Annotated in this window: 22 protein-coding genes; 7 read left to right on the top strand and 15 right to left on the bottom strand. The window is 35.7% G+C overall.

The features are described from left to right. Nucleotides 1-251 precede the first annotated feature (251 nt). From BW724_RS10815 to rarD, 3 genes are read left to right on the top strand one after another with little or no spacing between them, the layout of a single operon-like run. Nucleotides 252-1,304 carry an aromatic acid exporter family protein gene (locus BW724_RS10815; RefSeq protein WP_176371375.1) on the top strand — a complete coding sequence of 351 codons (1,053 nt, stop codon included), beginning with the start codon at nt 252-254 and terminating at the stop codon, nt 1,302-1,304. A gap of 23 nt (nt 1,305-1,327) precedes the next feature. Next, the gene (locus tag BW724_RS10810) at nt 1,328-2,341 is read left to right on the top strand and encodes a phosphotransferase enzyme family protein (RefSeq protein WP_088075233.1); all 1,014 of its coding nucleotides are present in this window, start codon (nt 1,328-1,330) and stop codon (nt 2,339-2,341) included. Nucleotides 2,342-2,362: 21 nt separating this feature from the next. Next, the gene (gene rarD, locus BW724_RS10805) at nt 2,363-3,316 is read left to right on the top strand and encodes an EamA family transporter RarD (protein WP_088075232.1); all 954 of its coding nucleotides are present in this window, start codon (nt 2,363-2,365) and stop codon (nt 3,314-3,316) included. A 401-nt stretch (nt 3,317-3,717) separates the two neighbouring features. On the opposite strand, the gene BW724_RS10795 is transcribed toward rarD, so the two are convergent. Then, nucleotides 3,718-4,263, bottom strand: coding sequence for a hypothetical protein (locus tag BW724_RS10795; RefSeq protein WP_088075230.1), 546 nt, complete (start codon nt 4,261-4,263; stop codon nt 3,718-3,720). A gap of 119 nt (nt 4,264-4,382) precedes the next feature. Then, on the bottom strand, nt 4,383-5,057 hold the full coding sequence (locus tag BW724_RS10790; RefSeq protein WP_088075229.1) for a TVP38/TMEM64 family protein: 675 nt from the start codon (nt 5,055-5,057) through the stop codon (nt 4,383-4,385). 265 nt (nt 5,058-5,322) lie between these two features. Between BW724_RS10790 and BW724_RS10785 the strand changes: the two genes are divergently transcribed. Next, nucleotides 5,323-6,420: an SDR family oxidoreductase gene (locus BW724_RS10785; RefSeq protein ID WP_088075228.1), complete on the top strand. Its 1,098-nt coding sequence runs from the start codon at nt 5,323-5,325 to the stop codon at nt 6,418-6,420. An 18-nt stretch (nt 6,421-6,438) separates the two neighbouring features. Then, nucleotides 6,439-7,023, top strand: coding sequence for an HD domain-containing protein (locus BW724_RS10780; RefSeq protein WP_088075227.1), 585 nt, complete (start codon nt 6,439-6,441; stop codon nt 7,021-7,023). Between the two features lie 428 nt (nt 7,024-7,451). On the opposite strand, the gene odhB is transcribed toward BW724_RS10780, so the two are convergent. From odhB to BW724_RS10740, 8 genes are all read right to left on the bottom strand, one after another. After that, nucleotides 7,452-8,735, bottom strand: coding sequence for a 2-oxoglutarate dehydrogenase complex dihydrolipoyllysine-residue succinyltransferase (gene odhB / locus BW724_RS10775; RefSeq protein ID WP_088075226.1), 1,284 nt, complete (start codon nt 8,733-8,735; stop codon nt 7,452-7,454). Continuing rightward, complete coding sequence (locus BW724_RS10770) at nt 8,728-11,616, bottom strand: 2-oxoglutarate dehydrogenase E1 component (protein WP_088075225.1); 2,889 nt, start codon at nt 11,614-11,616, stop codon at nt 8,728-8,730. Before BW724_RS10770 ends, odhB begins: the two co-directional genes overlap by 8 nt. 417 nt (nt 11,617-12,033) lie before the next feature. Then, nucleotides 12,034-12,705: an SOS response-associated peptidase gene (locus tag BW724_RS10765; protein ID WP_088075224.1), complete on the bottom strand. Its 672-nt coding sequence runs from the start codon at nt 12,703-12,705 to the stop codon at nt 12,034-12,036. A gap of 24 nt (nt 12,706-12,729) precedes the next feature. After that, entirely contained in the window at nt 12,730-13,887 is a 1,158-nt protein-coding gene (locus BW724_RS10760) for an aminotransferase A (protein ID WP_088075223.1), read from the bottom strand. Nucleotides 13,888-13,930: 43 nt separating this feature from the next. Then, complete coding sequence (locus tag BW724_RS10755) at nt 13,931-14,431, bottom strand: hypothetical protein (RefSeq protein ID WP_088075222.1); 501 nt, start codon at nt 14,429-14,431, stop codon at nt 13,931-13,933. Nucleotides 14,432-14,661: 230 nt separating this feature from the next. Beyond that, a complete protein-coding gene (locus tag BW724_RS10750; RefSeq protein WP_088075221.1) occupies nt 14,662-15,852 on the bottom strand; it encodes an alpha/beta hydrolase in 1,191 nt (396 codons plus the stop codon). Nucleotides 15,853-16,130: 278 nt separating this feature from the next. Then, a complete protein-coding gene (locus BW724_RS10745) occupies nt 16,131-17,246 on the bottom strand; it encodes a D-alanyl-D-alanine carboxypeptidase family protein (RefSeq protein ID WP_235848947.1) in 1,116 nt (371 codons plus the stop codon). A gap of 174 nt (nt 17,247-17,420) precedes the next feature. Next, a complete protein-coding gene (locus BW724_RS10740) occupies nt 17,421-18,104 on the bottom strand; it encodes a DUF4397 domain-containing protein (protein WP_088075219.1) in 684 nt (227 codons plus the stop codon). Between the two features lie 78 nt (nt 18,105-18,182). Here BW724_RS10740 and BW724_RS10735 point away from each other — a divergent pair, with 78 nt between their 5' ends. Continuing rightward, nucleotides 18,183-19,868, top strand: a complete 1,686-nt coding sequence (locus tag BW724_RS10735) for an ABC-ATPase domain-containing protein (protein ID WP_088075218.1) — start codon at nt 18,183-18,185, stop codon at nt 19,866-19,868. A 63-nt stretch (nt 19,869-19,931) separates the two neighbouring features. Here the strand turns inward: BW724_RS10735 and lepB are convergent, their stop codons facing one another. Then, a complete protein-coding gene (lepB, locus tag BW724_RS10730) occupies nt 19,932-20,540 on the bottom strand; it encodes a signal peptidase I (RefSeq protein ID WP_088075217.1) in 609 nt (202 codons plus the stop codon). Nucleotides 20,541-20,692: 152 nt separating this feature from the next. Then, entirely contained in the window at nt 20,693-21,730 is a 1,038-nt protein-coding gene (locus BW724_RS10725; RefSeq protein WP_088075216.1) for a S66 family peptidase, read from the bottom strand. A gap of 308 nt (nt 21,731-22,038) precedes the next feature. Between BW724_RS10725 and BW724_RS10720 the strand changes: the two genes are divergently transcribed. Then, nucleotides 22,039-22,302, top strand: a complete 264-nt coding sequence (locus tag BW724_RS10720) for a hypothetical protein (protein WP_088075215.1) — start codon at nt 22,039-22,041, stop codon at nt 22,300-22,302. Between the two features lie 59 nt (nt 22,303-22,361). Here the strand turns inward: BW724_RS10720 and msrB are convergent, their stop codons facing one another. From msrB to BW724_RS10705, 3 genes are all read right to left on the bottom strand, one after another. Next, nucleotides 22,362-22,790 (bottom strand): peptide-methionine (R)-S-oxide reductase MsrB, encoded by a 429-nt coding sequence (gene msrB, locus BW724_RS10715; RefSeq protein ID WP_088075214.1) that lies wholly within the window; start codon nt 22,788-22,790, stop codon nt 22,362-22,364. Nucleotides 22,791-22,794: 4 nt separating this feature from the next. Then, nucleotides 22,795-23,331 (bottom strand): peptide-methionine (S)-S-oxide reductase MsrA, encoded by a 537-nt coding sequence (gene msrA / locus BW724_RS10710; RefSeq protein ID WP_088075213.1) that lies wholly within the window; start codon nt 23,329-23,331, stop codon nt 22,795-22,797. Nucleotides 23,332-23,470: 139 nt separating this feature from the next. Next, complete coding sequence (locus BW724_RS10705; RefSeq protein ID WP_088075212.1) at nt 23,471-24,409, bottom strand: dipeptidase; 939 nt, start codon at nt 24,407-24,409, stop codon at nt 23,471-23,473. Between the last annotated feature and the right edge of the window lie 8 nt (nt 24,410-24,417).

Raw genomic sequence — 24,417 nt, 5'->3', positions numbered from 1 at the left:
ATCGCTTGTCGCTAGAGTCGCAACTTCACTATCATTGTATTGTATTCCTCAACATAATAATCAACTCTATCTCTATCCTTATATTGTATCGGATATGATGTTTTTTAGGAATCTTTGTCGTTGCATATTTAGAAGAATTCATGTTCCTTAATTGGATGACCTTACCTTCAGAGACAATTTACTATACAATTAAAAAGAGTAAACAGTCTATAGTTGAGCTTTATATAAACATAGTATTGGAGTCTTATAATATGATACAGTCATTAAGAAAAAAGTGGATTGGAAATCGCATCATTAAGACGGCAATCGCTGTTTTTATCACCGCATTCATTTGTATAAAGTTAAATCTACCAGCAGAATTTGCTGTCATTGCAGCTATTGTTACCATTGAACCAACTGCATCAGATTCACTTAGAAAAGGATTAGTACGTTTTCCAGCCTCTGCAATAGGTGCTGCATTAGCAGCATTGTTTGTAGGATTATTGGGAAATTCCCCTATTACATTTATGTTAGCTGCTGTCCTTACAATCATTTTATGCCAGAAACTAAATTTAAAAGAAGGAACCCTTGTTGCCACATTAACAGCAGTTGCAATGATTCCTGATATACATGATCACTATTTTTTAGCATTCTTGTCCCGATTAGGCACAACGATGATAGGTTTGACCGTTTCTACAATAGTAAATTTATTTGTTCTACCACCAAAATATATTGCTGATATTACATCTAAGACAGAACATCATATATCGGGTCTCGCTAACGTATTAATTCAAACTGTCAATAAGCTATTAAAAGCAAATAATAACACTGAAAAAAAACAAGTACCAGATAAAATGTATCAGCTATTAAAATCTGACCTTGAAAAAACAATTGAACTTCTTTACTTTCAAAAAGAAGAATGGAAGTTTCATAAGATAAAATTTAGTGAATATAAAAAGTTTCAAAAGCTTGAAAAGACTATATTCATACTTGATAAAATGACATTACATCTTGGAAACTTACAATTTATTAATAAAACGATAAATTTTAATGACTATGAACAAAAAATATTAAGTGAAACAGCTGAATCCATCAGTTATTTCTTACTACATTTAAATGAACCCATTACAGATGAGTATTTTTATACAATCTATGAATTAGATCAATACCTTAAATATGAGTATAGTTCTGGACATAGACGTAACCCGAAATATTTTCATCACTTTCATGAAAAAACTGTTGTTTTCTATGAATTGCTTTCTATCCATGACTCTTTGGAAGAGCTTCATCAACTTTTCTCTAATAGTAGATCTGACGAAAGATAAGTTATAAAACGGGAGGTGCCGAGATGAAAAAAATAGCGAAGAAATATTTTACGAAGAAAGTACTATACGATGGTGCTCAAAAATTTAGAATGGACACCAATTCACTAGAAGAATTAGCTGGATTTGAGAATTTTATTTATAGCGGAAACATAGCAGATGTAGAATACGTCATTCGTTTTTGTCACTCCTCACATCGATCTGTCGAACAAATAAAAGCCGAATTGGATTGGCTTACTTTCTTAAAAAAACAAGGATCAACAGTTTGTGGTCCAATCCCTTCAGCCAATCAAATATTAGTAGAAGAAATCACTGCGGGTGATACACAGTTTTATGTGAGTGTATTTGAAAAAGCTAAAGGCAGTATGATAAAAATAACAGAAAACATGAAGGATATGAATCTTTTTTATAGTTGGGGAAAAGGGATAGGTGAGTTACATCGATTAACAAGTACATACACACCTTTAACAAATATCATTCCAAGGGAAGATTATATGGAAATGTCCCGTACTTTATTATCAAAGTTTTCCACTGAAGATTGTGAAGTAAAAAAGCAAGCTAAATTATTATTTGATGAGATTGTATCGCTGCCAAAATTAAAGCAAACATACATGCTCACTCACACTGACCTGCATTCCGGAAACTTTTTCTTTGACGGTAAAAAACTATGGATGTTTGATTTTGATGACTGTGCTTACAATTACATTGTTCATGATTTGGCTATGCCAGTTTATTATACTGCCTGGTATTTAGAGAATTCAAAAATAAGTTTCCCTACATTTTCAGTAAACTTTTTTACACACTTTCTTAAAGGATACTTGGCTGAGAATCATATTTCTAAAGATGATTTAAATAACCTTCCTTTATTTTTAAAGTTTCGAGATGTTGTACTCTATGTTGTTTTGCAAGAAGAATGGGAAGGTTCACAATTAACAAGCGAACGGAAATCAATGATCAGTTCTATCAGAAATCGAATTATTGGAAATAAACCAATAGTTGAGCTACCATATGATATGATCTATAACACAGTAATTAACTAAAACAATAAATGAGGAACTATTATGAACAATGAACAACATTCTATCAAAACAGGCGTTCTTGCTGGAGCCTGCGCTTATATTTTATGGGGAGCTCTCCCTATCTATTGGAAATGGCTAGACCATATACCTGCACAAGAAGTACTTGCCCACCGCATTTTATGGTCCTTCATTTTATTAATGATACTTTTAATCGTAATTGGTAGAGGTCCCTCATTTCTTAATGAACTAAAACAAATAATTAAAAATCCAAGATTACTTATTGGAGTGATCCTTTCGGCAGTTTTCATCACTGCAAACTGGTATATATATATTTGGTCCGTAACAAATAATCACATTGTTCGAGCTAGCCTTGGATATTATATTAATCCTTTAGTGAGCGTTTTACTAGGCGTTTTCCTTTTAAAAGAGAAGCTAACGAAAGTGCAGTGGTTATCTGTCGCGCTCGCTGGAGTTGCAGTCACTATATTAACGGTTTCTCTAGGAACATTTCCATATGTGGCCCTAGGATTAGCTTTTAGTTTTGGTTTTTATGGCTTATTGAAAAAAATCGTTCAAGTTGGTTCCCTTAGTGGCCTAGCAATGGAAACATTAATCGTCTTACCATTTGCATTATTGTTCCTTAGCTTACAACACGGTGGTTTGTATAGCATGTTTTATTTAAGTGATTTTACTACTTTGTGGTTACTTATTGGTGCTGGTTTGGCTACTGCAGCACCACTGCTCTTTTTTGGTGCTTCTGCAAAAAGAATTCCCTTATCATTACTTGGGTTTTTACAATATATCGCACCAACGATGATGCTTCTACTAGGTGTTTTCCTATATGATGAGACATTCTCTCTCGTTCATTTCATTACATTCGGAATCATCTGGTTGGCACTTATTATGTTTTCAGTAAGTAAATATCAAGTTTCAAAAAAACTAAAAAGAGATGCACTTATCATTGTAGATAAACACATCTCGAAAGCTAAAGCTTAGTTACTTATAAAAGGATTTGATATTAATGAATAAAGACTATCTCGTATTCTCCTTCCTTTTTTTCGGAGGTCTTACTTATCTGTTTTATAGCGCATCATTTTTTAGTCTTTATCCCTACTTTGCTGTTGTGACCTACATGCTTATAGTTAGCATAGGAGCATACATTCTTTTTTTAAAACAAATGAACATAACGTGGATAACTAGAATCATCGTAGTGAATACTTGCAGTATCATAGCACTACCAATTGTTGAAGGATCTGAGTGGCTTGGGCTATCTCTCTTGTATCTTGTTCTCCTAACAGGGTTGGCAATAGGTTATTTGCAGTATCAAAAAGAATGATTATAGCTGGGACATAAAGTGTTTATGTGAAATTGTCCCAGCCTCTTCACTCAACTGGTGTTTATTCCTTAACATGATATTTTTCAACAAGTTCTTCAATTGTTTTCAAATGATTGGTATTACTAATTATTTCATAGTTGTTGAGATACTCATCATCAATATACAGATCTATTTGTTCTAATCTTCTGACATTACCTCTATCAACAATTACATTAATATCAACCTTATAATCTCTGTCAAAGCCGTAGTCAAAGTGGTCTAGTTTCTTTAATTCTATTTCTGATAAATCTTCAAGGAGACGTTCCACTTCTTCCTCTTCTGTTAAAACAAAGGTCGCATCACTATAAAATATATCATCATGCCCTTCATTCACTGTTATCCTTACATCCCTAATCATTTCCTCGTCATGTAGTGTTGGTGCAATATCGTCAAAGGTTTTAAACAGTGAGTTATGCCAAAGAAGGCCAATTATCAGTGTAAAAGTAAACATAATAATGAATAAAACACTTTTTTTCTTTATAAAAAATCTTAGTATAAATGTCAAAATACTAACGAGCAACAAAAGGTCAAGAACCTCTCCTAACCTTGAATCAAAAAGTATGGACAAAACATAATCCCCCCGAATGGTTCTCCTCATTACTTTACTTACGAACATTTCAATTTAAAGTTTCACCATTACTTATTTTCATTCTAAAACAATGTTGGGGGAAACAGAAAACAAATCAATTAATTTTTACTTCCGAAGAAAAATTGTAACAACAAATTTTTCTGGAAAAGTCTTTTACGAACTAATATTGATATGGTAAATGTAGTGAGTAATAATAGGCTTGTCAGAAGAATTAACTTCCAATTCATAGTAACCAAGGACGCGCCAATCAAATTTAAAGTAATAGTTCCTGGTATGATGCCAACGATTGTTCCTAATATATATTGTTTAAATCGTACTTTCGATAATCCAGAGACATAGCTTACAAAATCAAAATTAATTACTGGTAAAATTCTCATGATAAAAACGAGATAAAAGCCATCTTCTTCAATTTTCTTCTGAAGCTTTTCTACTCTATCCCCGCTCCACCTACTGATTTTAAAGTTTCCTTTCAGTTTTCTCCCTACTATAAATGATAAACTAGCACCACAAAGTGAACCGAAATATGCAATCAACGAACCGTAAATTGGCCCAAACGTTAGGCCAGCAGCGACTGCCAAAATAGATGCAGGAAAAAAAATGAAGGGCCTAATGATAAAAAGTGAAACAAGGATGATAGGGGATAACCGATTAAATGAAAGGAGTTTAGATTGAATATCAGAAGGTGTAACTTCAGAAAAAATATAACTTGAACAAAATATAGTTGCTAGAATAGTTAGAATCAAACTTATCTGTAGTATCATTTTTTTGTTCATTTACCTTTTTGCCCCTTTAATTTTACTATCTATACAGCAGCTTATGCTTAATAAAAGTGATAATTGGTATTGTATACAAATAATCATTGATTATTAAGTTACGAGTAAATTTACTTGAATGCACCTTTATAACAACTCCCTTTTATGCTCACCTCTACCTATAAAATCATAAAAACAAGGAAAACGGCAGTTCAATATTGAATTACTTATTATGAATATTCAGATAGTGTTAATAAAAATAATTAAATAATATCGGGGTGAATCAATGAGCAATACATACTTCATCACAGGATTTCCTGGATTTTTAGCTGGAGAATTAATGAGAGAAATCATCAGGGAAAACAAGGAAATTGGACACATTTATTTATTATGTCTACCTAACATGCGTGAAAAAGCAGATTATGATTTAAACGTGATTAGTGACGAAACTGGCTTATCAATTAATAATTTTACGATTGTTACGGGAGATATAACAAAGCCTAATATAGGTGTAACTGAGGAATTCACACAGAAGTTAAAGTCTGTTGTCACTCATGCCTTTCACCTTGCTGCTATTTATGATCTTGCTGTAGACAAAAATTCTGCTGAATTGGTCAATGTAAACGGAACGAGAAATGTTACTGAATTTGTTGATCAGATGAAGAATATTGCTAGATATATTTATTTTAGTACTGCTTATGTTTCCGGCAAAAGAGAAGGTCGTATTTACGAAAAAGAATTAGTTATGAATCAACAGTTTAAAAACCATTACGAACGTACAAAGTATGAAGCCGAGGTAATAGTTAGGGATCGTATGAATGATATTCCTACGACAATTATAAGGCCAGGCATCGTTAGGGGACATTCCATAACTGGGGCAACGGTGAAATATGATGGTCCATATTTCATGCTACATTTATTTGATCGTTTGAAGTTTTTACCAGTTATCCCCTACATAGGATCTGGAGAGGCTGAAGGTAATTTCGTACCAGTAGATTATGTAATCCGTGCAACGATTTATTTGAGTCATTTACCAAAAGGTGTAAATAAAACTTATCATTTAACCGATCCTGCTCCTTTTTTAATGAAAGAAGTTTATGAGATGTTGGCGAAGGAGTTTATTAATCGCAAACCTCGAGGTAAAATTCCTTTTTCTATTGCAAATAGTATGATGCGCATTGGTACAGTAAGAAAATGGTTACGAGTAGAGAGAGAATCTTTACCTTATTTCGATTGCCATTCAGTTTATGACACTCGTACAGCTAGAAATGATCTTCGTGGTAGTGGCATTGACTGTCCACGATTCGATAAAACAGTAAAAAAGATGGTTCAATACTATAGAGAAAACAAGCACAGAGAAGAAAAATATATAAAAATATATTAAAGTTCGGAGGTAACTATAGTGAATTTTTTAAGAATACATGAAGCTGTTTTATTTGCTGCAAAGGTTCATGATGGTCAAATGAGAAAAGCAGACCCTGTCCCATTCGTAACACACCCCTTTACAGCTGCTTTGTATATTCAACCAGCTCTAGTTCGGGAAGGATTTACTCCAAAAGAACAGGAAAATATTGTAATTGCAATTATTTTGCACGACGTCTGGGAAGATACTGACACAACCCTCTCGGAAATCGAAGAGCGATTCGGACAAAGGATCATGACCCTTGTTGAAGGTGCATCTGAAGCTGACAAGTCAAAATCTTGGTTAGATAGGAAAACTGCTACTATTGAAAAAGTTACTGAAGCCCCTTTGTCACTTCGTTATGTAATCCTTGCCGATAAACTTCATAATGTCACCTCTTTATTAGACACAAAAATGAAGTATGGTGAAAAGATATGGGATAGCTTTAAGGCCAATAAAGAAAGTCAGTTTTGGTATTACTCCAGCATGTATAAGGCACTAGTGGAAGGACTTCATCCAGTACCACCTCTTTTTCTCGAACTTAAATATCAAATAGAAACAGTATTTAGTGAAAGTATTCAGTAGTTGTGTTTTAAAAAATCTGATGCTTGATCATAGGATAATTTTTAAAAAGGCTCTGTTCAACTTGGATGTTGATTTTTTGTTACAGGTACTCGCTTTCACGCAAGGTACAAGTGCGACATCTGCTCAACTTTCGCAGTGTCTTCTTTGCCGCGGGCGGCTGGTAATCCTCCTCGATGCTTTGCATCTGCGGGGTCTTACCCCTGCCTTTAATCCCGCAGGAACGAGCGTTTACATCACGAGTAAGCTTCGAGTTGTCTCGACGGATATACTACAGAGCATTTGCTTGTAGAGGAAGAGACAGGCATACCTTCCACAAAAAATTTAAAGTGTTTAATATCAACATTATCCTATATCAGAGCTATTTAAAAGGTTTCGGAGAGGCTAAAGAAACACCCAACCGAAACCTTATTTCAAACATTAAACTTTAATTATCCCTCGAGTAATAACGATTCTGGATCCTCTATTAACTCTTTCACCTTAACTAGGAAACCTACAGCATCTTTTCCATCTATAATTCTGTGATCATACGATAAGGCGATATACATCATCGGACGGTTCTCAAATCGTTCTTCATCAATGGCTACTGGCCGCATTTGTACTTTATGCATACCTAAAATTCCTACTTGTGGAGTATTTAAGATAGGAGTCGACCATAAGGAACCGAACACCCCACCATTTGTTATAGTAAAGGAGCCACCTTGAAGATCAGGTAATGATAATTTCTTCTGATGGGCCTTCTCTGCAAGCCTTCCAACTTCCTTCTCGATTCCTGCAAAGTCTAGCCGGTCCGCATCGCGTACCACTGGAACAACGAGACCGTCATCAGTTGAAACTGCCACTCCAATATCGTAGTATTTTTTTAGAAGTATCTCATCTCCTTGTATTTCTGCATTTACATATGGGTACTTCTTCAAGGCACCTATTACAGCTTTTGTGAAAAATGACATAAAGCCTAGTTTTACCCCATGGTCTTCTTGAAATTTATCTTTTCGACGCTTACGGAGATTCATCAGGTTCGTCATATCCACTTCATTAAACGTGGTTAGCATGGCAGCAGTTTGTTGTGCTTCAACTAACCTCTTAGCAATCGTCTGACGACGGCGTGACATTCGAATTCTTTCTACTTCCTTAGATGATTCTTCTTGTGTAGTTCCTTGATTTGAAACAGATGAAGATGCTTGATTGGAGTTCTGATCTTGTTTCTCTTTATCTTTAGACTTTGATGTTTCATTCTTATGAGATAAATGTTCATGAATATCGTCTTGTCTTACTCTACCTAAAGGATCCCGAGTTCTTACTTCTTGAAGGTCAATCCCTTTTTCCCTTGCTAATTTCCTTGCTGCTGGGGAAGCAATAGGTCTCTCTGTCCTTTCTTCACCATTAGGGACATCGTCTCCAGCTCCAGTGTTATTAGACTTACTATTGTCTTTATCCTTATTTGTACCATCATTTTCAATTGAACCACTATGTCCTTCAGCCTTTGTATCAATTTTAGCAATTACATCACCAACGTAAACAGTGTCACCTGGTTCACCAAACACCTCTTTTAAAACGCCAGATTCTTCTGCTGCAATCTCAACATTTACTTTATCCGTTTCTAATTCTACTAAGTTTTCCCCTTGCTCCACGAAATCCCCTGGATTTTTTAACCATTCAGCAATCGTTCCTTCAGTAACGGATTCAGCTAATTCTGGTACTTTTACTTCACTCATGATTATCTCTCCCTTCGGCTGGTTGACTGAGAGCCGCATCCAATATTCGCTTCTGTTCTTTTTTATGTGCTTTAGGATCTCCTTCTGCTGTACTCGAGCGGCGTGGACGTCCTATATATTTCACTTTAACATCGTCCCCTCCTAATTCTTTCAAGTATGGGAAAACATAGTTCCAGGCACCCATATTCATTGGCTCCTCCTGAATCCAAACCCATTCTGAAACGTTAGGGAATTTCTCTTTCAATTGTAAAACCTGTTTTGAAGGAAAAGGATAAAGTTCTTCTACTCTAGCAACTTGTAACCAATCTTGTGTATGTTGGTATTCATTCTCCTTCATTAATTCTTCTAATTCTACTCCAATTTTGCCAGAGCATAAGACCACTCGTGTGACTTTTCCATTATCTTTATCTGTGTTAAAAGGCTGCAACATGAGTGGTTGAAACTTGCCACTACTTAATTCCTCTGGGCTAGATGCAACTGTTTGATTTCGCAACAGACTCTTAGGTGCCATAATTACAAGTGGTCGGACTTCATTTTTCCCAAGTAGTTCTGCTTGACGCCTTAGAATATGAAAGTATTGACTAGCCTTAGTCAAGTTTGCCACGTGCCAATTATTTTCTGCTGCTAACTGCAAGAACCTTTCTAAACGGCCACTTGAATGCTCTGGTCCTTGCCCTTCATATCCGTGTGGCAATAGTAACACTAATCCAGACTTTTGCCCCCATTTAGCCCGACCTCCAGATATAAACTGATCAAAGATGACCTGAGCCCCATTCGCAAAGTCTCCGTATTGTGCTTCCCAGATCGTTAAGGTTTCTGGTGCATGAACATTATATCCATACTCAAATCCTACACAGGCCATCTCTGACAATGGGCTGTTATAAATAGCAAAGGAGGCATTAGCAGAAGGCATACCATGTATTGGTGAATAAATATCATCTGTTTCATAGTCATGTAGAACTAAATGACGTTGTGAAAAAGTTCCACGTTCCGTATCCTGTCCTGTTAATCTTATTGGTGTGCCCTCACTATTAATAGTTGCAAGTGCTAAAGCCTCTGCCAGTGCCCAATCAATGGTACCTCCTTTTTCAAAGGCGCGAAGTCTTCTTTTAAGAATTTTCTCCAGCTTAGGAAAAACATGAAATGATTCTGGGAACTGAAGTAATTCTTCATTGATTTTCTTTAATATTTCAAGATTGACTTTAGTATCTATAGTGTTTATATTTGTTTCCACTACATTAGGTGGTTGTAAATCCCCTGCTTGTGGCTCAACTTTTTTTCTTGCTTTCACCTTTTCGAATTGGTTGCTTAATTTTCTTTGGAAATCTTCTTTTATGGTTACAATTTCCTCATGACTGAGTAATTTATCTTCAACTAATTTCTTCCCATATAAGGTTGCAACCGTATCATGCTCCTTAATGCGTTTATATAGATTTGGTTGTGTTGTCATTGGTTCATCCATTTCATTATGACCATATCTTCGATAACCAATTAGATCAATCACAATATCCTTATTAAACTTTCGTCTATATTGGTAAGCTAAATTCATTACAGCGAGACAAGCTTCAGGATCATCGGCATTCACATGGACAATAGGAATTTCAAACCCCTTCGCTAAGTCACTTGCATAACTAGTTGACCTGGAATCTGAACTCGTTGTTGTAAAACCAATCATATTGTTTGCAATAATGTGAACGGTACCACCTGTCGAATAGCCATTAAGTTTTCCTAAATTAAGTGTTTCAGCTACTACTCCTTGACCAGGAAAGGCTGCATCACCATGGATTAAAATAGGTAATGCTTTATTTTTATTTTGCTCTGGATACCCTGGTTTTTCACGGTTATCCTGGGCTGCCCGTGCGAAACCTTCAACGACAGGGTTTACGAATTCAAGATGACTCGGGTTATTTGCTAAAGTAATTGTAGCTTCTACTGCACTTTCTTTAATTTCTCGGTCTGCCCCTAAATGATATTTCACATCTCCAGTCCACCCGAAATTAATACCAATAGAACCTTCTGATGGAACTAATTCCTTACTAGGCGCATCGTGAAACTCGGAAAATATCATCTCGTATGGTTTACCAAGGACATGGGCCAGAACATTGAGTCGGCCTCTATGAGCCATTCCAATCAATACTTTCTTAGTACCGTCCGCCACTGATTCTCTAATAACTTTGTCTAGCATTGGAACCATTGAGTCTAACCCTTCAATGGAGAATCTTTTCTGTCCAACAAATGTTTTGTGTAGAAAATGTTCAAATCCTTCTACTTTCGATAGTCGTTCCAGGAGTTGAAGTTTATCGTTTTTCTTCAAAATAGACTGATAATCACCTGACTCCACCATTTGAATTAGCCAGTTGCGTTCCTCCATATCATGTACTTGTTTGAATTCGAATGCCATTGTATCTGTATAAACTTTCTTCAAATGATTCACTGCATCTACCCCATTTTTCACATCTTTTGGGGCATCAGAAGTAAGAAATTCTGCTGGAACACTTTTTAATTGTTCTTCCGTTAAATCAAATTTTTCAAGTGCAAAAAGGTCATCCTTACTTCTTTTATCAACTGGAGATATATTTGCAATTCGATGTCCGTTTCTCCTAATTGAATCTGCAAGTTTCATAGCATTAGCTAACGTATGCATCTCTTGTATATGAGTTTGTGCAATGGAAGTTCCCATTTCTTTTTTCATAGAATGTAAATCGATTGTCTCTGTATTTGATACAGGAGGTGCACCCCATTTTTTGAAAAAATATTGAATATCTGAATCTACAGAGTTCGGATTATCCATAAAATCATCATAAACTTCAAGCATATAGCCAAGATTAGGTCCGTAAAACTGACTCCAACCTTCGTCAAAACGAATTCCACTTCTACCCATTCATCCCAAACCTCCAGTATTGTTCGTCACAAGCTAATGAATATTCCCTTCTTTGCTGCTATCGATGTATTTTTTTTCGGAATAGATAAGCACTATAACGATAGTGTAAAATACCCTAACCATATTTTAGCACTATAGAATTATTTACTCAAAACATATCGTTCAATAATTAAAAATATTGTATACAAATTATTCTCTTCCCTTTTTAAACTTGTACTAATCACCTTTATTTACTTATAATTTTTATTCATATTCTTTTTTATGGGGAATTGTTAAGCAGCAAAATTGAATCTATTTTGAGTATCATTAATGGACAAGCCTTATATTATAAAACTATTTAAGTATCTTTTCAGAAAAATTATTTAAAGGTCTTAACTTTTCAAAATTTAAAACACCCTCCCATGCTGGGAAGGTGTTTTAAATTGCTTCTATACATATTGGTGATTCATTCCTTGCATTATTTACAATGGTAGAGACTTCATATGCATCTAAAGCTTCAGATGTAATAGGGCGAAAATATTTTTTTCTCAAGTCTTCAGGACTATTTCCCGTTGGATTAAGCCAACTCTTCCATTTATCTTGCGAGAGAAGGACTGGCATTCTATGGTGAAGGGTGCTCATGAACTCATTGGCTTCAGTAGTTAGAATAGAGCAAGAGATCACTTCATCACCTAATATAGGCTTCCATCGTTCCCAAATTCCTGCCATTACAACTGGCTCTCCATTCGTATAGTGAATATAAAAAGGTTGTTTCTTACCGTCTACCTTTTTCCACTCATAAAATCCATTCGCAACAATCAAACAGTGCTTTCTATTCAAACTCTTACGAAAGGATGGCTTTTCATGAGCAGTTTCGGAACGAGCATTAATCATCCTATAGCCAATAGAGGTATCCTTTGCCCAGGGAGGGATTAATCCCCATTTCATTAAACCACCGCGAAGCCTGTCTTTCCCTTGGACAACAGTAAAAATATTCTGACCTGGAGCAATGTTATAGCGTGGCTCCCAGTATAGGTCTTCACCATTTTCAAGGTCAAAATAGCCTTCTAAAAAGTCAGGATCTGCATAAAGTGTAAATCTCCCACACATTTTAGAACCCCCCTTCTCTAATAGTTAAGCAATTTTTTTCCAAAACCGTTCTAAACGATCTAGAGCCTCCTTCAATGCATTCATATCATACGCGTATGATAAGCGAATATATCCCTCACCTAAATAGGAAAACGCATCGCCAGGAACAACCGCAAGCTTTTCTTCTTCAAGAAGGCGAATAGCAAAGTCAAAAGAGGATAATCCGGTTGCTGAAATATCTGGGAAAACGTAAAATGCACCAGAAGGTCTTCGCGTTGGAATCCCCATTTTCTCTAACCGTTCCAACATATAATCACGTCTCAGCATATATTCGTCCTTCATTTCATCAGGATCCCCTAATCCATTAGTTAAAGCTGCTAGTGCTGCCTCTTGGGATACAGAGGAAGTGCAACTTACATTATATTGATGAACCTTTATCATATGTTTCATTATATATTCTGGTCCAAAGGCAAAGCCTACACGCCAACCAGTCATTGAATGAGATTTAGATAAGCCATTAATGACGATTGTCTTTTCCTTCATTCCATCAAATTGGGCAATGGAAACATGTTCGTTATCGTAATTTAATTCTGAATATATTTCATCTGAAATAATAAATACGTCTTGTTCTTTAAGATATTCAGCCAATTCCTGACCACGAGCAACCGTTAAGACCGCGCCAGTAGGATTCGACGGATAAGGTAGTATTACTGCCCTGGTCCTTTCTGTCATCGCCTCTCTTAATTGATCTACAGTTATGACAAAATCCGTTTCCCTCGTGTCGATGTATACAGGCTTAGCACCGCAAAGCGTTATAATGGGGGCGTATGCTGGATAAACGGGTCCTGGTAGAATAACTTCCGTTTGTGGTTCAAGGATGGTCCTCATCGTAACATCAATAGCTTGTGACGCACCTACTGTCGTGATAATTTCAGTTTCAGGTTTGTATCGCAACCCATATTTTTGTTGCAAAAACTCACTTGCTGCCTCTAGTAACTCAGGTGTTCCTGCATTTTTAGTGTATGTAGTCTTGTTGTTATCAATTGCTGTTTTTGCAGCCTCTTTTATATGATTTGGAGTAAAAAAATCTGGCTGACCAAGTGTCAATTGTACAGCATCAGGAAATTGAGCAACTCTATTAAAGAACTGTCTTATTCCTGATATCTCGATATTTTTAACATTTGAGTTTATTAAATTTTCCATTTGTATTTACCTACCTTCAAAGCCAGTTTGTTTTCTAACAAGATTATATAATAATCATTAAAATAAAATATAACATATATAAAATGATCGCACCTACCCCAACAAAAAATATCGTTTGTCCAGTTGATATGGACACGCTGTATTTTTTTCGAATGTAGGGTAAAAAAAGAAGTACAAGTCCGATAAAAAATGAAAAAAGTATTAATATGTCGTAAAACATACTAGCTATTGAAAAGGAATACCCCGTCATATCTAGTTGTGCAATAAACAGCCCGATTAATGAAATGAAATTGGATAAAAAAAGCATAGCAAATATTATAGTACTCATCCACCATGACCAAGTTTTATGAAGGAGTAAGCCAACGAGTGCAACCATTATTAAGATAAGAAAGAAGCTATCATTAACAATATAATTAATAAATCTTTCATTGAAGCCCCAGTTCCAACCGATGAACCCAAAGTAAAAAGCATGGCCCAATAAAACAATACATTGGATTATCACTATAATAAAAATTGGAAGTGGGATTCTTCTTTCCATATCCATAAGCTCACTCCTTTTTCTATGGCTATGTTAAACCTTGATGTTGATTTTTTGATACAGGTACTCGCTTTCCGCGGGCGGCTGATAAGCCTCCTCGATGCTTTTAGCATCTGCGGGGTCTTATCCCTGCCTTCAATCCCGCTGGAGTCTCCTACCTTCCTCAAAAAATCAACAACGTTATATATCAACATTATCCTTTAACAGAGCCTTTTCTATAAGCTAGCCTAAAAAAACTATCTTGTAAATAAGTTGACTCCTGTTCTACCTAGTAAATATGCAGCAATTGCGAATGATTCTGTTTGTTCACGAACACGATCAAAACCTTGGGGCGGTTGCCTCACTTGAAGCTGATACGGTGTTGTAATATGAAGGGAGTCCTGATTAGCCTGCCTGATAAAAGCTGATACTTCTTGCAATCCATACTGGCCTGTCTGCATAACTTCATATAGAGATATGAACCCATGCATTACCCCTCGATATCTCGTTGCCTGTACCTGTACATCAAACTCAGCCAATCGTTTTGCGTAAGCTTCTCCTTCGTCCCGTAACGGATCAAACTCCGCAGTAATAACTAAAGCTGGTGGCAATCCACTGAGATCATCTGCCTGTAAAGGTGAAGTGTAAGGACTAAGCCACATGATTTCCTCAGGCGTATATTGATCTCTAGCTCTGTACATCACTGACCTTGATAAAAGATAGTATCCACTATCATAAATATCCCTTGATTCTAAAGGAATATCTTGAAAAGTAGTTAAAGGATACATCAATACTTGTGCTGTTATCTCAGGACCTTCTCGGTCTCTCGAAAGGATGGTCATGACTGTAGCTATATTTCCACCAGCACTGTCTCCTGCAACGCTTATCCGCTCTATATCTCCATTAAACGTATCAGCATTCTCCTCTGCCCAAAGGATGGCAGCATAGCTATCTTCTATCGCTGCTGGAAAAATATGTTCTGGGGCTAATCGATAGCCTACAGCAATAACGACACTATTTGTTCTAGCTGCTAATTGTCTAGTGATGTTATCATGCGTGTTGATGTCTCCGAATCCTTCTAAAAAAGCACCGCCATGATAATACATCACGATAGGAAATGGTCCTTCCCCCTGTGGGCGATATATTCTGATAGGAATTTGAACATTAGCATCTTGGACAGGGATATAAAGATCTTCTCTTAGCAATGGATTTCCCCCACCACTACTCCCTCCAGATACAATTTTCGGTACACTAATATCAAGGTCAAGGGGAACCAAATTATTGTTAATGGCATGAAGTACCACTGCTGTTTTTGCAGGGAGGCGACCTTCATCGGTATTTTGCCATAAATAAATAGAAACAGCTATTAAAATAAACATAATTCCAACTAATGATGTTCCAATGAGAAACAATTTCTTTACAACTCCCTTGATGCGATTTCGCCTCATAATATCCCCCTTTCGGTCACTATTACTATATTATAATCTGAAATATATAAGTTGGTTCCCTTATATTGCGACGCCTTTTTGACTGTTCTCCCATACATTTTTACCATTATAAAATAATATATAAATGTATTAGTTCTTATCTATATGGTTTTCCTATTATTCATTTACTCAAACTTCTATAATCAAATATAGGTTAATTCGGATACTGTAGTTAATAAAACTTAACTCAAAAACCCTGCAGATAAGGACTTCTGCAGGGTAACTTATTCCATTCAATGTTATCTTCGTCTATAAAAATGTAGTCCTGTTTTTATTAACCAATTAGACCATAAACGTTTATCTTCGTTCACTTTCATATGCATTTGTGAATTGTTAATCAAGAAGTTTGTACTAACAAGCGGCCTTTTCGGTAATAATACTTCGTCTAATAACCTTTCTTCACCGTGTATAAATACAATGCCACTTTCTGTAATCGTATAGTTTAGCCGCTCGCCAGCTCGTTTTGTAACAGGAATGACATCAGGATATACATAATGAGTTAACTCCACTTCACCTTCGAAACTAATCCACTCTGTTTCATAATTCGCAAATCCATAATCCATTAAATTCATTGTATCCGTTGCAGCAGCATTTCTAGAGGGGGCTTTTAAAGTGACAGAAATCAATTCAGTATCATCGATTTTCGCAGCAGTTACCAATGTGGTCCCTGACATGGAAACAAACCCATTTTTAATTCCAATTATCTCGTCATTTCCTCGTGTTAGTGGATGATGATTATATAACCTAGTCTCCCAACCTTCACCAACCCAGTCATAATACTCCGTACTCACTAATTCCCTGAAAGTTTCATTCTTCATAGCATAAGCGCTAATTTTTGCCATGTCAGATGCTGTTGTTACATGCTCTTCTTCAAATAAACCATGGGGATTAGAGAAGTTTGATGCAGTAACCCCTACTTTATTTTGTACAAAATCATTCATTCTTTCAGCAAAAGCTTCCACAGACCCATCAATGTGTTCGGCAATTGCAATTGCTGCATCATTCCCTGAACTAACCATTAACCCATGTAATAATTGGCGAAGTTGTACTTCTTCATCCTCCAATAAATAAACCCTTGTTCCAATGGCCCTAACTGCGTCCCAACTAGCAATTACCATATCATCTAAGTTCTGCGTTTCAATCGCAATTATTGCCGTAATAATTTTAGTAATACTGGCAGGATACATTTCCTGATGTGCATTTTTTTGGTATAAAACCTTTCCAGTATTACTATCAATTAAGATAGCAGCTTCACTTACAAGATTAGGCGCTGGAGGTAATTCATTTGCTGATATGGGCTCATGATACATTGTAAATAAGATTAAAATGGATAGCATGATTAATCTTATTTTCATAAAACTTTTCCCCATCTTCTCACCTACAGATTTCATTTTTTTAGTTCTTTATGTATATTTTAATGAAATCATTTTTCTTAAGATCAAACAAGATTATTAATGTAACAATTATATTACAAAACCATTATAAATGAAGATACATAATTAAGTATCTCTTTTTTATCATAGGAAAAATTATGATGATAGTAGTTTATCTAAGGATATAATAACATCCAAGGTAAGATTACCTTCTGTATTCATAATGATGACAGTGTAATTTTCCCCGGAACTCAATTTTAGATTCGGTATTTTGTAAAAAGTATGCCCCTGTTTTGAGTCCTTGATATCCATATTTATCGTCTGAGGCTCCATTGACTTATACTCACTTGAATCTGTAAACGCTATATCAGTAATAAAATTCTTATCTTCTATTAATACACTGACTGTTGGTATTTCTGAATGGAGATGAACAAGTCTTAACTTTGCCTTGTCTTTGTCTACTACTAGATCATCTTTCCAGGATAATATCCGTTTGTGATTTTTATCATCAAAAATACTAATGGTATATGTATCTCCGTTTGCCGTTTTCAGTGTATCAGTATATATTTCTTCCCCTTCCTTAGGGTCTGCTCCTGCTGAGAAAATTTGAACACGAAGTTCTCCCGATTTAACGATCGTATATTCAGTTAGCTCTTTAAATCGGACTCCATCAAATACAAGGTCTTGATTTATATATACATCTACTTCTCTATTTAACCCAATTGATGCATGAAGAAACCTAAAATTAACTCCTACACTATTATGTGCAAATACACCGCATGGGATGAAAACTGAAAACAGAATTAGTATACTAATGATGGAGACTGATAATTTTTTCATATGGTACACTCCTTATCTAGTCTTTTATCATGGTTATCCTTTCCATGATCCCATTATTTATACAAGGAGTTTTTAAAGATGAATACATTACGCAAGAAATTGATTCAATTAGACGGGAAAGGTTATAAGGCACTGAAATCAATACAAGGCCACTATAAAGATGATCTTATTTCACTCCACATTGATTACATTCAAGGTGATCCATTTGCCAGTCCTTCCCGAATTCGTGTTATCATTCCGTTGGAGAAAACGGATATAGATGCCGGGCAATATTCATCACATTATCGAAAAATTGCAGCGGAGAACTTTTTAGCTATGGAAATTGCTAATCAAATTCGTCAAACGCCAAGTCCTGTAAAAGGTACTGGGAAAAGTGGATTAGTATACATTGATGCACCGGGTCAAGCAATCATCGAACGTACTGCAGTGAAAATGATGAAAGACGTGATTGAAATCCGATTATCCATTGGTTTACCAGCACGAGGGAGATCTATCCTTGGAAAACAAGCTGAAAAACTCTTATGTGATTACGTGCCATCAATTATAGAAAAAAGCTTTACATCATACAGTAGGGATTTATTGCAAAAGTATATTACATTAGCAGATGATCAAGAGACAATTCGTGAATATATTAGAGAAAATAATATTGTTTCTTTTGTAGGAAGTGGCGCCATCTTACCGAGGGAAAGTGGTGTCAGTCAACGGCCAATGAAAGGTGAGGAAGTTATTACATTTCAATCTCCTAAAGAATATGAAGTAACCATTCCTTTACCTTATGGACGGACTGTGACAGGAATGGGAATACCAGCTGGTATAACAATCATTGTTGGTGGTGGCTTTCACGGCAAAAGTACGTTATTACAAGGTATTGAACGTGGTGTGTACAATCATAAGTTGGGAGATGGTCGGGAATACGTTATAACAGATAATACGGCCATGAAAATTCGATCAGAAGATGGTAGAAGTGTCCATCAAGTAGATATATCTCCATTTATCTCGGACCTTCCGTTCGGAAAACCTACCAATATTTTTTCCACAGAGGATGCAAGTGGTAGTACATCACAAGCTACGAATATCATGGAAGCAATTGAAATGGAAACAAGGCTCTTATTGATTGACGAAGATACTAGCGCAACGAACTTCATGATTCGTGATGGACGTATGCAAAAATTGGTGAAAAAAGAAAAAGAACCGATTACTCCCTTTATCGATCGCGTTGAACAACTCTATTCAGAAAAAGGTGTTTCATCTATTCTAGTTATTGGAGGGTCTGGAGATTATTTCGAGGTAGCAGACCACGTAATCATGATGGATGAATATGCACCTTATGATCGTACATCAGAAGCAAAAGAAATATCAGACGAAATAACAAAGTTACGTTTTAAGGAATCAGTTGGAACCTTTAGTGATGTTCATAATCGTAAGCTTGAGCGTTATATCATCAATAAGAAGCTAGGTCAAAAAGAAAAAATAGATAGTAAAAGCCTCAGTACTATTTTAATTGGGCGCGAACAATTGCAATTACAAGGCTTAGAGCAACTTATTGATCAAAGTCAGACACGTGCTATTGCGAACATAATAAAATTTTTAGCAAAAGAAAAAAATGGTCCAAAAGTAATGAAAGAAGCTATAGACCATCTATATAAACAAATTCAAGAAAATGGACTAGATATCCTTTCTCCATATAAAGGTCAGCATCCGGGCGACCTAGCTTTACCTAGAAAAAATGAAGTGGCTGCAGCTCTTAATCGAATAAGGTATTAAATATGTTATAACGTCTATAGAAAAAGGCAGGTACAAAACTGTTGTGTCCCTGCCTCCTAAACATTAAAAACTCTCAATTTTATTAAATGGATAATATCTCAATACTACCTTACCAATAACATTCTCTACTGGAATTGGTCCTACGTTCCTACTGTCCCTACTGGCATTACGGTTATCCCCCATAACAAAAACATTCCCTTCAGGTACAACTATAGGAGAGAAGTCAATATACATCTCTTCCAATGTATATTCTTCTTTAATCAATTCGCCATTACGATATAATAAGCCATTTTTACTCTCAAGTTTATCACCTGGTAGTCCAATGACCCTTTTGATCCAAGTATGTGTGTCATTTTCCCCTCTGCTACTAAGGAGTGCAAATGCTTGGCTTTCAAGAAAGACATCTTTCATAGTCCTTTCCTTATCTACCCGACTATCAACGATTACTATTTCACCATAATCAGGCAAATTCCCTAATAGGAACGGTGCTTTGAAGGCGATTACTCGATCACTACTCGTTTCTCCTCCATTAAGTGATGGCTCCATTGAGCTCCCATCAACTGTGTAAGGTTGAATAATAAATACACTAATGAGCACTGCAATGACAAATGCCACTATGAGAGCTTTGATCCAACTAAAAATCTCACTAAAGAACTTAAAAACAACATTCATTAAATATCCCCCATACATAAACAACTAAAAGTTAAAATTAACTTATAAATTCATTTAGATTCCCTAAGTATATAATATCATTTATTTATAGACTATGAGTGAATTTTATTCAATTCATTCCCCACTGCTTTGATACTTCACTTGTCCACTGATCATGAAAAAGGGTTCTCCGTTAATTGAATACCCTTAGCAATAGGATCAAGTTCAATTTCCACTCCAAGTGGAAGGATAAATTTTGGATCTGTGTGCCCAAAATCAAATTCAACTACAATTGGTATCTCATTTGCCCCAAATTCTTCTTTCACAACATCTAAAATAATTTGATGAAGTTCTTTCTTCTCTTCATCAGAATAATCTTTGGGCCTTCCAAATATTAAACCATTTACTTTTGAAAACACGCCTTGCATTCCATAGTTTCTGAGCATATATCCTACTTCCATCGGAGATGGCTTTTCTTCAGAAGTTTCAAAGAATAATATTTTCCCCTCCCAGAAAGATGGTTCTGGCCAATATTTAGTTCCCTTCATAAATTCTAAAACTTCTATACAGCCTCCCCATAAAGTACCTCGAACAGATTGCTCCCCTTGAAGAAATAGCCACCCTGTTTTGTTTTCTTGAAATTCCTGACACTCTCCTAATGATTCCAATATGCTCCAATCTTGATATCCGTTCGTCCATCGAGAAAATGGCTTAAAAGGATAAGGAAATCGTCTCTCTAAAATGAATGACTTTAAGTGGTCAACATAGGTACTGGGTAAACTATCAATCTGTGCTAATCCAGCCATGACTGAAGGACCATAAAAAGTAACCATTCCTATTTGGTTAAAATAGGCTAAAAAAGTTGTAGCATCTGAAAATCCCATGATGAATTTAGGATTGTTCTTTATTAATTCAATATTTAAATAAGGCAATATTCTTATTGATTCATATCCACCGATAGACGTAATTATTCCATCAATACTATCATCCTCAAAGCATTTATTTATGTCCTCTGCCCTTAATTGAGGGTTATGATACAAATCATCATTAGACATTCTTGCAGTTGGCATTTCAATAATTTCAAACCCTAAATGTTCTTTTATCTTTTTCAAACCAAGTTCATAAATTTCTGGAAATAAATACGGCAGCCCAGAGGATGGTGAGATGATTGCTATTTTTGACCCCTTTTTCAATCCTTTTGGTTTAGTCACATTTAATTCCACCTTTATTATCCATTTAATTAATATAATGGTAGCGAAATAAGAGCTTTATTACAACAAAAAATATTAGTGAATTCATTATGTAAGGCATGTTTCAGTACTGTAGTAACGTCCATTTCCCCTTTAACGGTTAGAGTTAATTTTCTAAAAAATTGTAGTATTTTATGTGAATAAAAACATCTCTTTTTTTATTATGTTATATTAAAGCTAACCTAGTAGTACTAAATATCAACTTTAATCTTTACACTAAGCTTAATTTTTAAAAAATGGTTTTTCTTTTAAAGAAGGTGGTGTTAATTTTGAGTTTTATATTGTTTTGGCTCTTGTTCCCTTTTATTGCTATTTCAGCAGGAATCATTGTTTTCTATAAATCAAAAAAATGGTGGATTGCTCCTATAATCACCATTTCAGTTTATATATTAATACATATTTTGTATATATGGGCGAGCTATGGACGTTTTGATATAGTAGAACCCCTTACAACATCAATAAACACATACAGTTTAGCTTTTTCTCTCTTTTCAGGTGCATTGGCTTTGGGTCTAAAAAAAAGAAGCAAATAACTTCCAATTTAAAAAAGAGATTTGCCCTAAAAATATACCTTTAGGACAATCCCTTTCAATCAATCAAACAACTTCTTGTATTCTCCGTACCCTTCACTTTCCAATGCATCCTTTGGAATAAACCGTAACGCTGCAGAATTAATACAGTATCTTAATCCAGTCGGGGCTGGGCCATCATTAAAAACATGCCCCAGATGGGAATCACCTTCCTTACTTCTCACTTCCGTGCGTACCATGAAATGAGTAAAATCTTCTTTTTCTACAATAACTTCTTCGTGAACTGGCTTTGTAAAACTTGGCCATCCACAGCTAGAATCAAATTTATCCTTTGAACTAAATAAAACTTCACCTGAAACGACGTCCACATATATGCCATCATCAAAGAAATCCCAATATTCATTATTGAAAGGTTGTTCCGTACCGTTGTTTTGAGTAACTTCAAATTGAATTGGCGTTAATTTTTTCTTCGCATTGTCCTTATTCACTATTTGCTCACTCCCAGTTTTGCTTAATGAAGTCTTCCCTACCGCTTCCTTTTCGGTACATTTTATAATGGAGAGGATTTTTCCTATAGTAATCCTGGTGATAATCCTCAGCTGGATAAAATGTGGTTGCTTTTATAATTTTAGTTGCGATAGGTTTGGAAAACTTCCCACTACGTTCAAGCTCTTCTTTCGACTTTTCTGCCTCTACTTTCTGTTGTTCATCATGATAAAAAATAGCTGTTGTATATGATTCACCACGATCATGAAATTGTCCCCCTGGATCTGTTGGATCAATTTGTGACCAATAGATATTCAATAGTTTTTCATACGGATAAATGGTGGGATCATACGTTATTTCTACAGCTTCTAGATGTCCAGTAGTCTCGCTGCACACCTCTTCATATGTAGGGTTTTCTTTATGACCACCAGTATAACCTGAAACTACTTTATGAATCCCTGGTTGTTCATCAAAAGGCTTTACCATACACCAAAAGCAGCCCCCTGCAAATGTGGCTTTCTTGAGTTGATTATGTTGATTATCCATATGGATGCCTCCTTTGTGCAATTCAAACATTTGCACTGATTATAACATGTTGAGTGTGCAAAACGTAAAATCTCATGCACTTTTCTATAGTAGTTTTAATTAAGATGGTGCAAATCTTGCAAGACAACGGTCCATTGGATTAACGTTTTCTATTATCTAGAGGAATACTCTTTAATACGTTTTCATAAGCAAATCCCCGAACATCTGCTTCAGAGTAACGTTTAAGCAATTCGTTGATAAAATTTGGATATTTCCCTGCGTGCTCTAAGTTTTTTACATGGTACGATATTCCATCAAAGTCAGATCCAAAAGAAACATGATTTTTCCCACCAAGTGCACAAAAGTGCTCTACATGTTTTAACAAATCATCAATAGTTGCCTGTTCTTCCCCATTGATAAAAGGCGGATTAAATACTAGCCCTATAAAACCATTCTTCTGAAATAAAGCTTGCGCTTGCTCATCTGTCAGGTTTCTTCGGTGATTACATATTGTCTTAGAATTGGAATGGCTCGCTATAGGATATTGGGCAGAATTCATAACGTTCCAAAAACCTGCTTCAGCTAAATGGGATACATCAGTCCAAACCATCTGCTCATTATTTAGGTGAACTACTTCAAATCCCAGTTCAGTGAGACCACCTCCACGTGGCTCACCAACCCCGTCAGCAGTAAGATTAGCATTATTCCACGTAAGGCCAATTGATTTTACTCCAAGCTGATACAATGTTCGGAGCTTTGTAAGATCATTTCCGAATGCATCTGCCCCTTCTAAAGTCAGAAGTGCACCAATTTCCCCATCTTTTAGCTTATGAATATCGTTCCAGTTAACGATTTTTTTCATGTTAGGATGTTGTTCTATCACTTTTTTATGAAACAAGTCTATCTGTTCTAAGGCAATCTGAAATTTTATATCACTCGGAAAATATGGCTCTATAAATATTGCAAAAAGTTGTAGTCGGACTTTTCCTTGTTGTAATCGTTCAAAATTTGTTTCAACGCTTGGGTGGTTTGTATAAGACCTTGATTTATCCTCCCAAAGCTTAAGCAATGCATCACAATGTAAATCAAAAACCTGCACTTATCCTT

The organism is Litchfieldia alkalitelluris, from assembly GCF_002153425.1.
GTDB classification, from domain to species: domain Bacteria; phylum Bacillota; class Bacilli; order Bacillales; family Salisediminibacteriaceae; genus Evansella; species Evansella alkalicola.
This window is presented reverse-complemented; position numbering and strand designations above follow the sequence as displayed.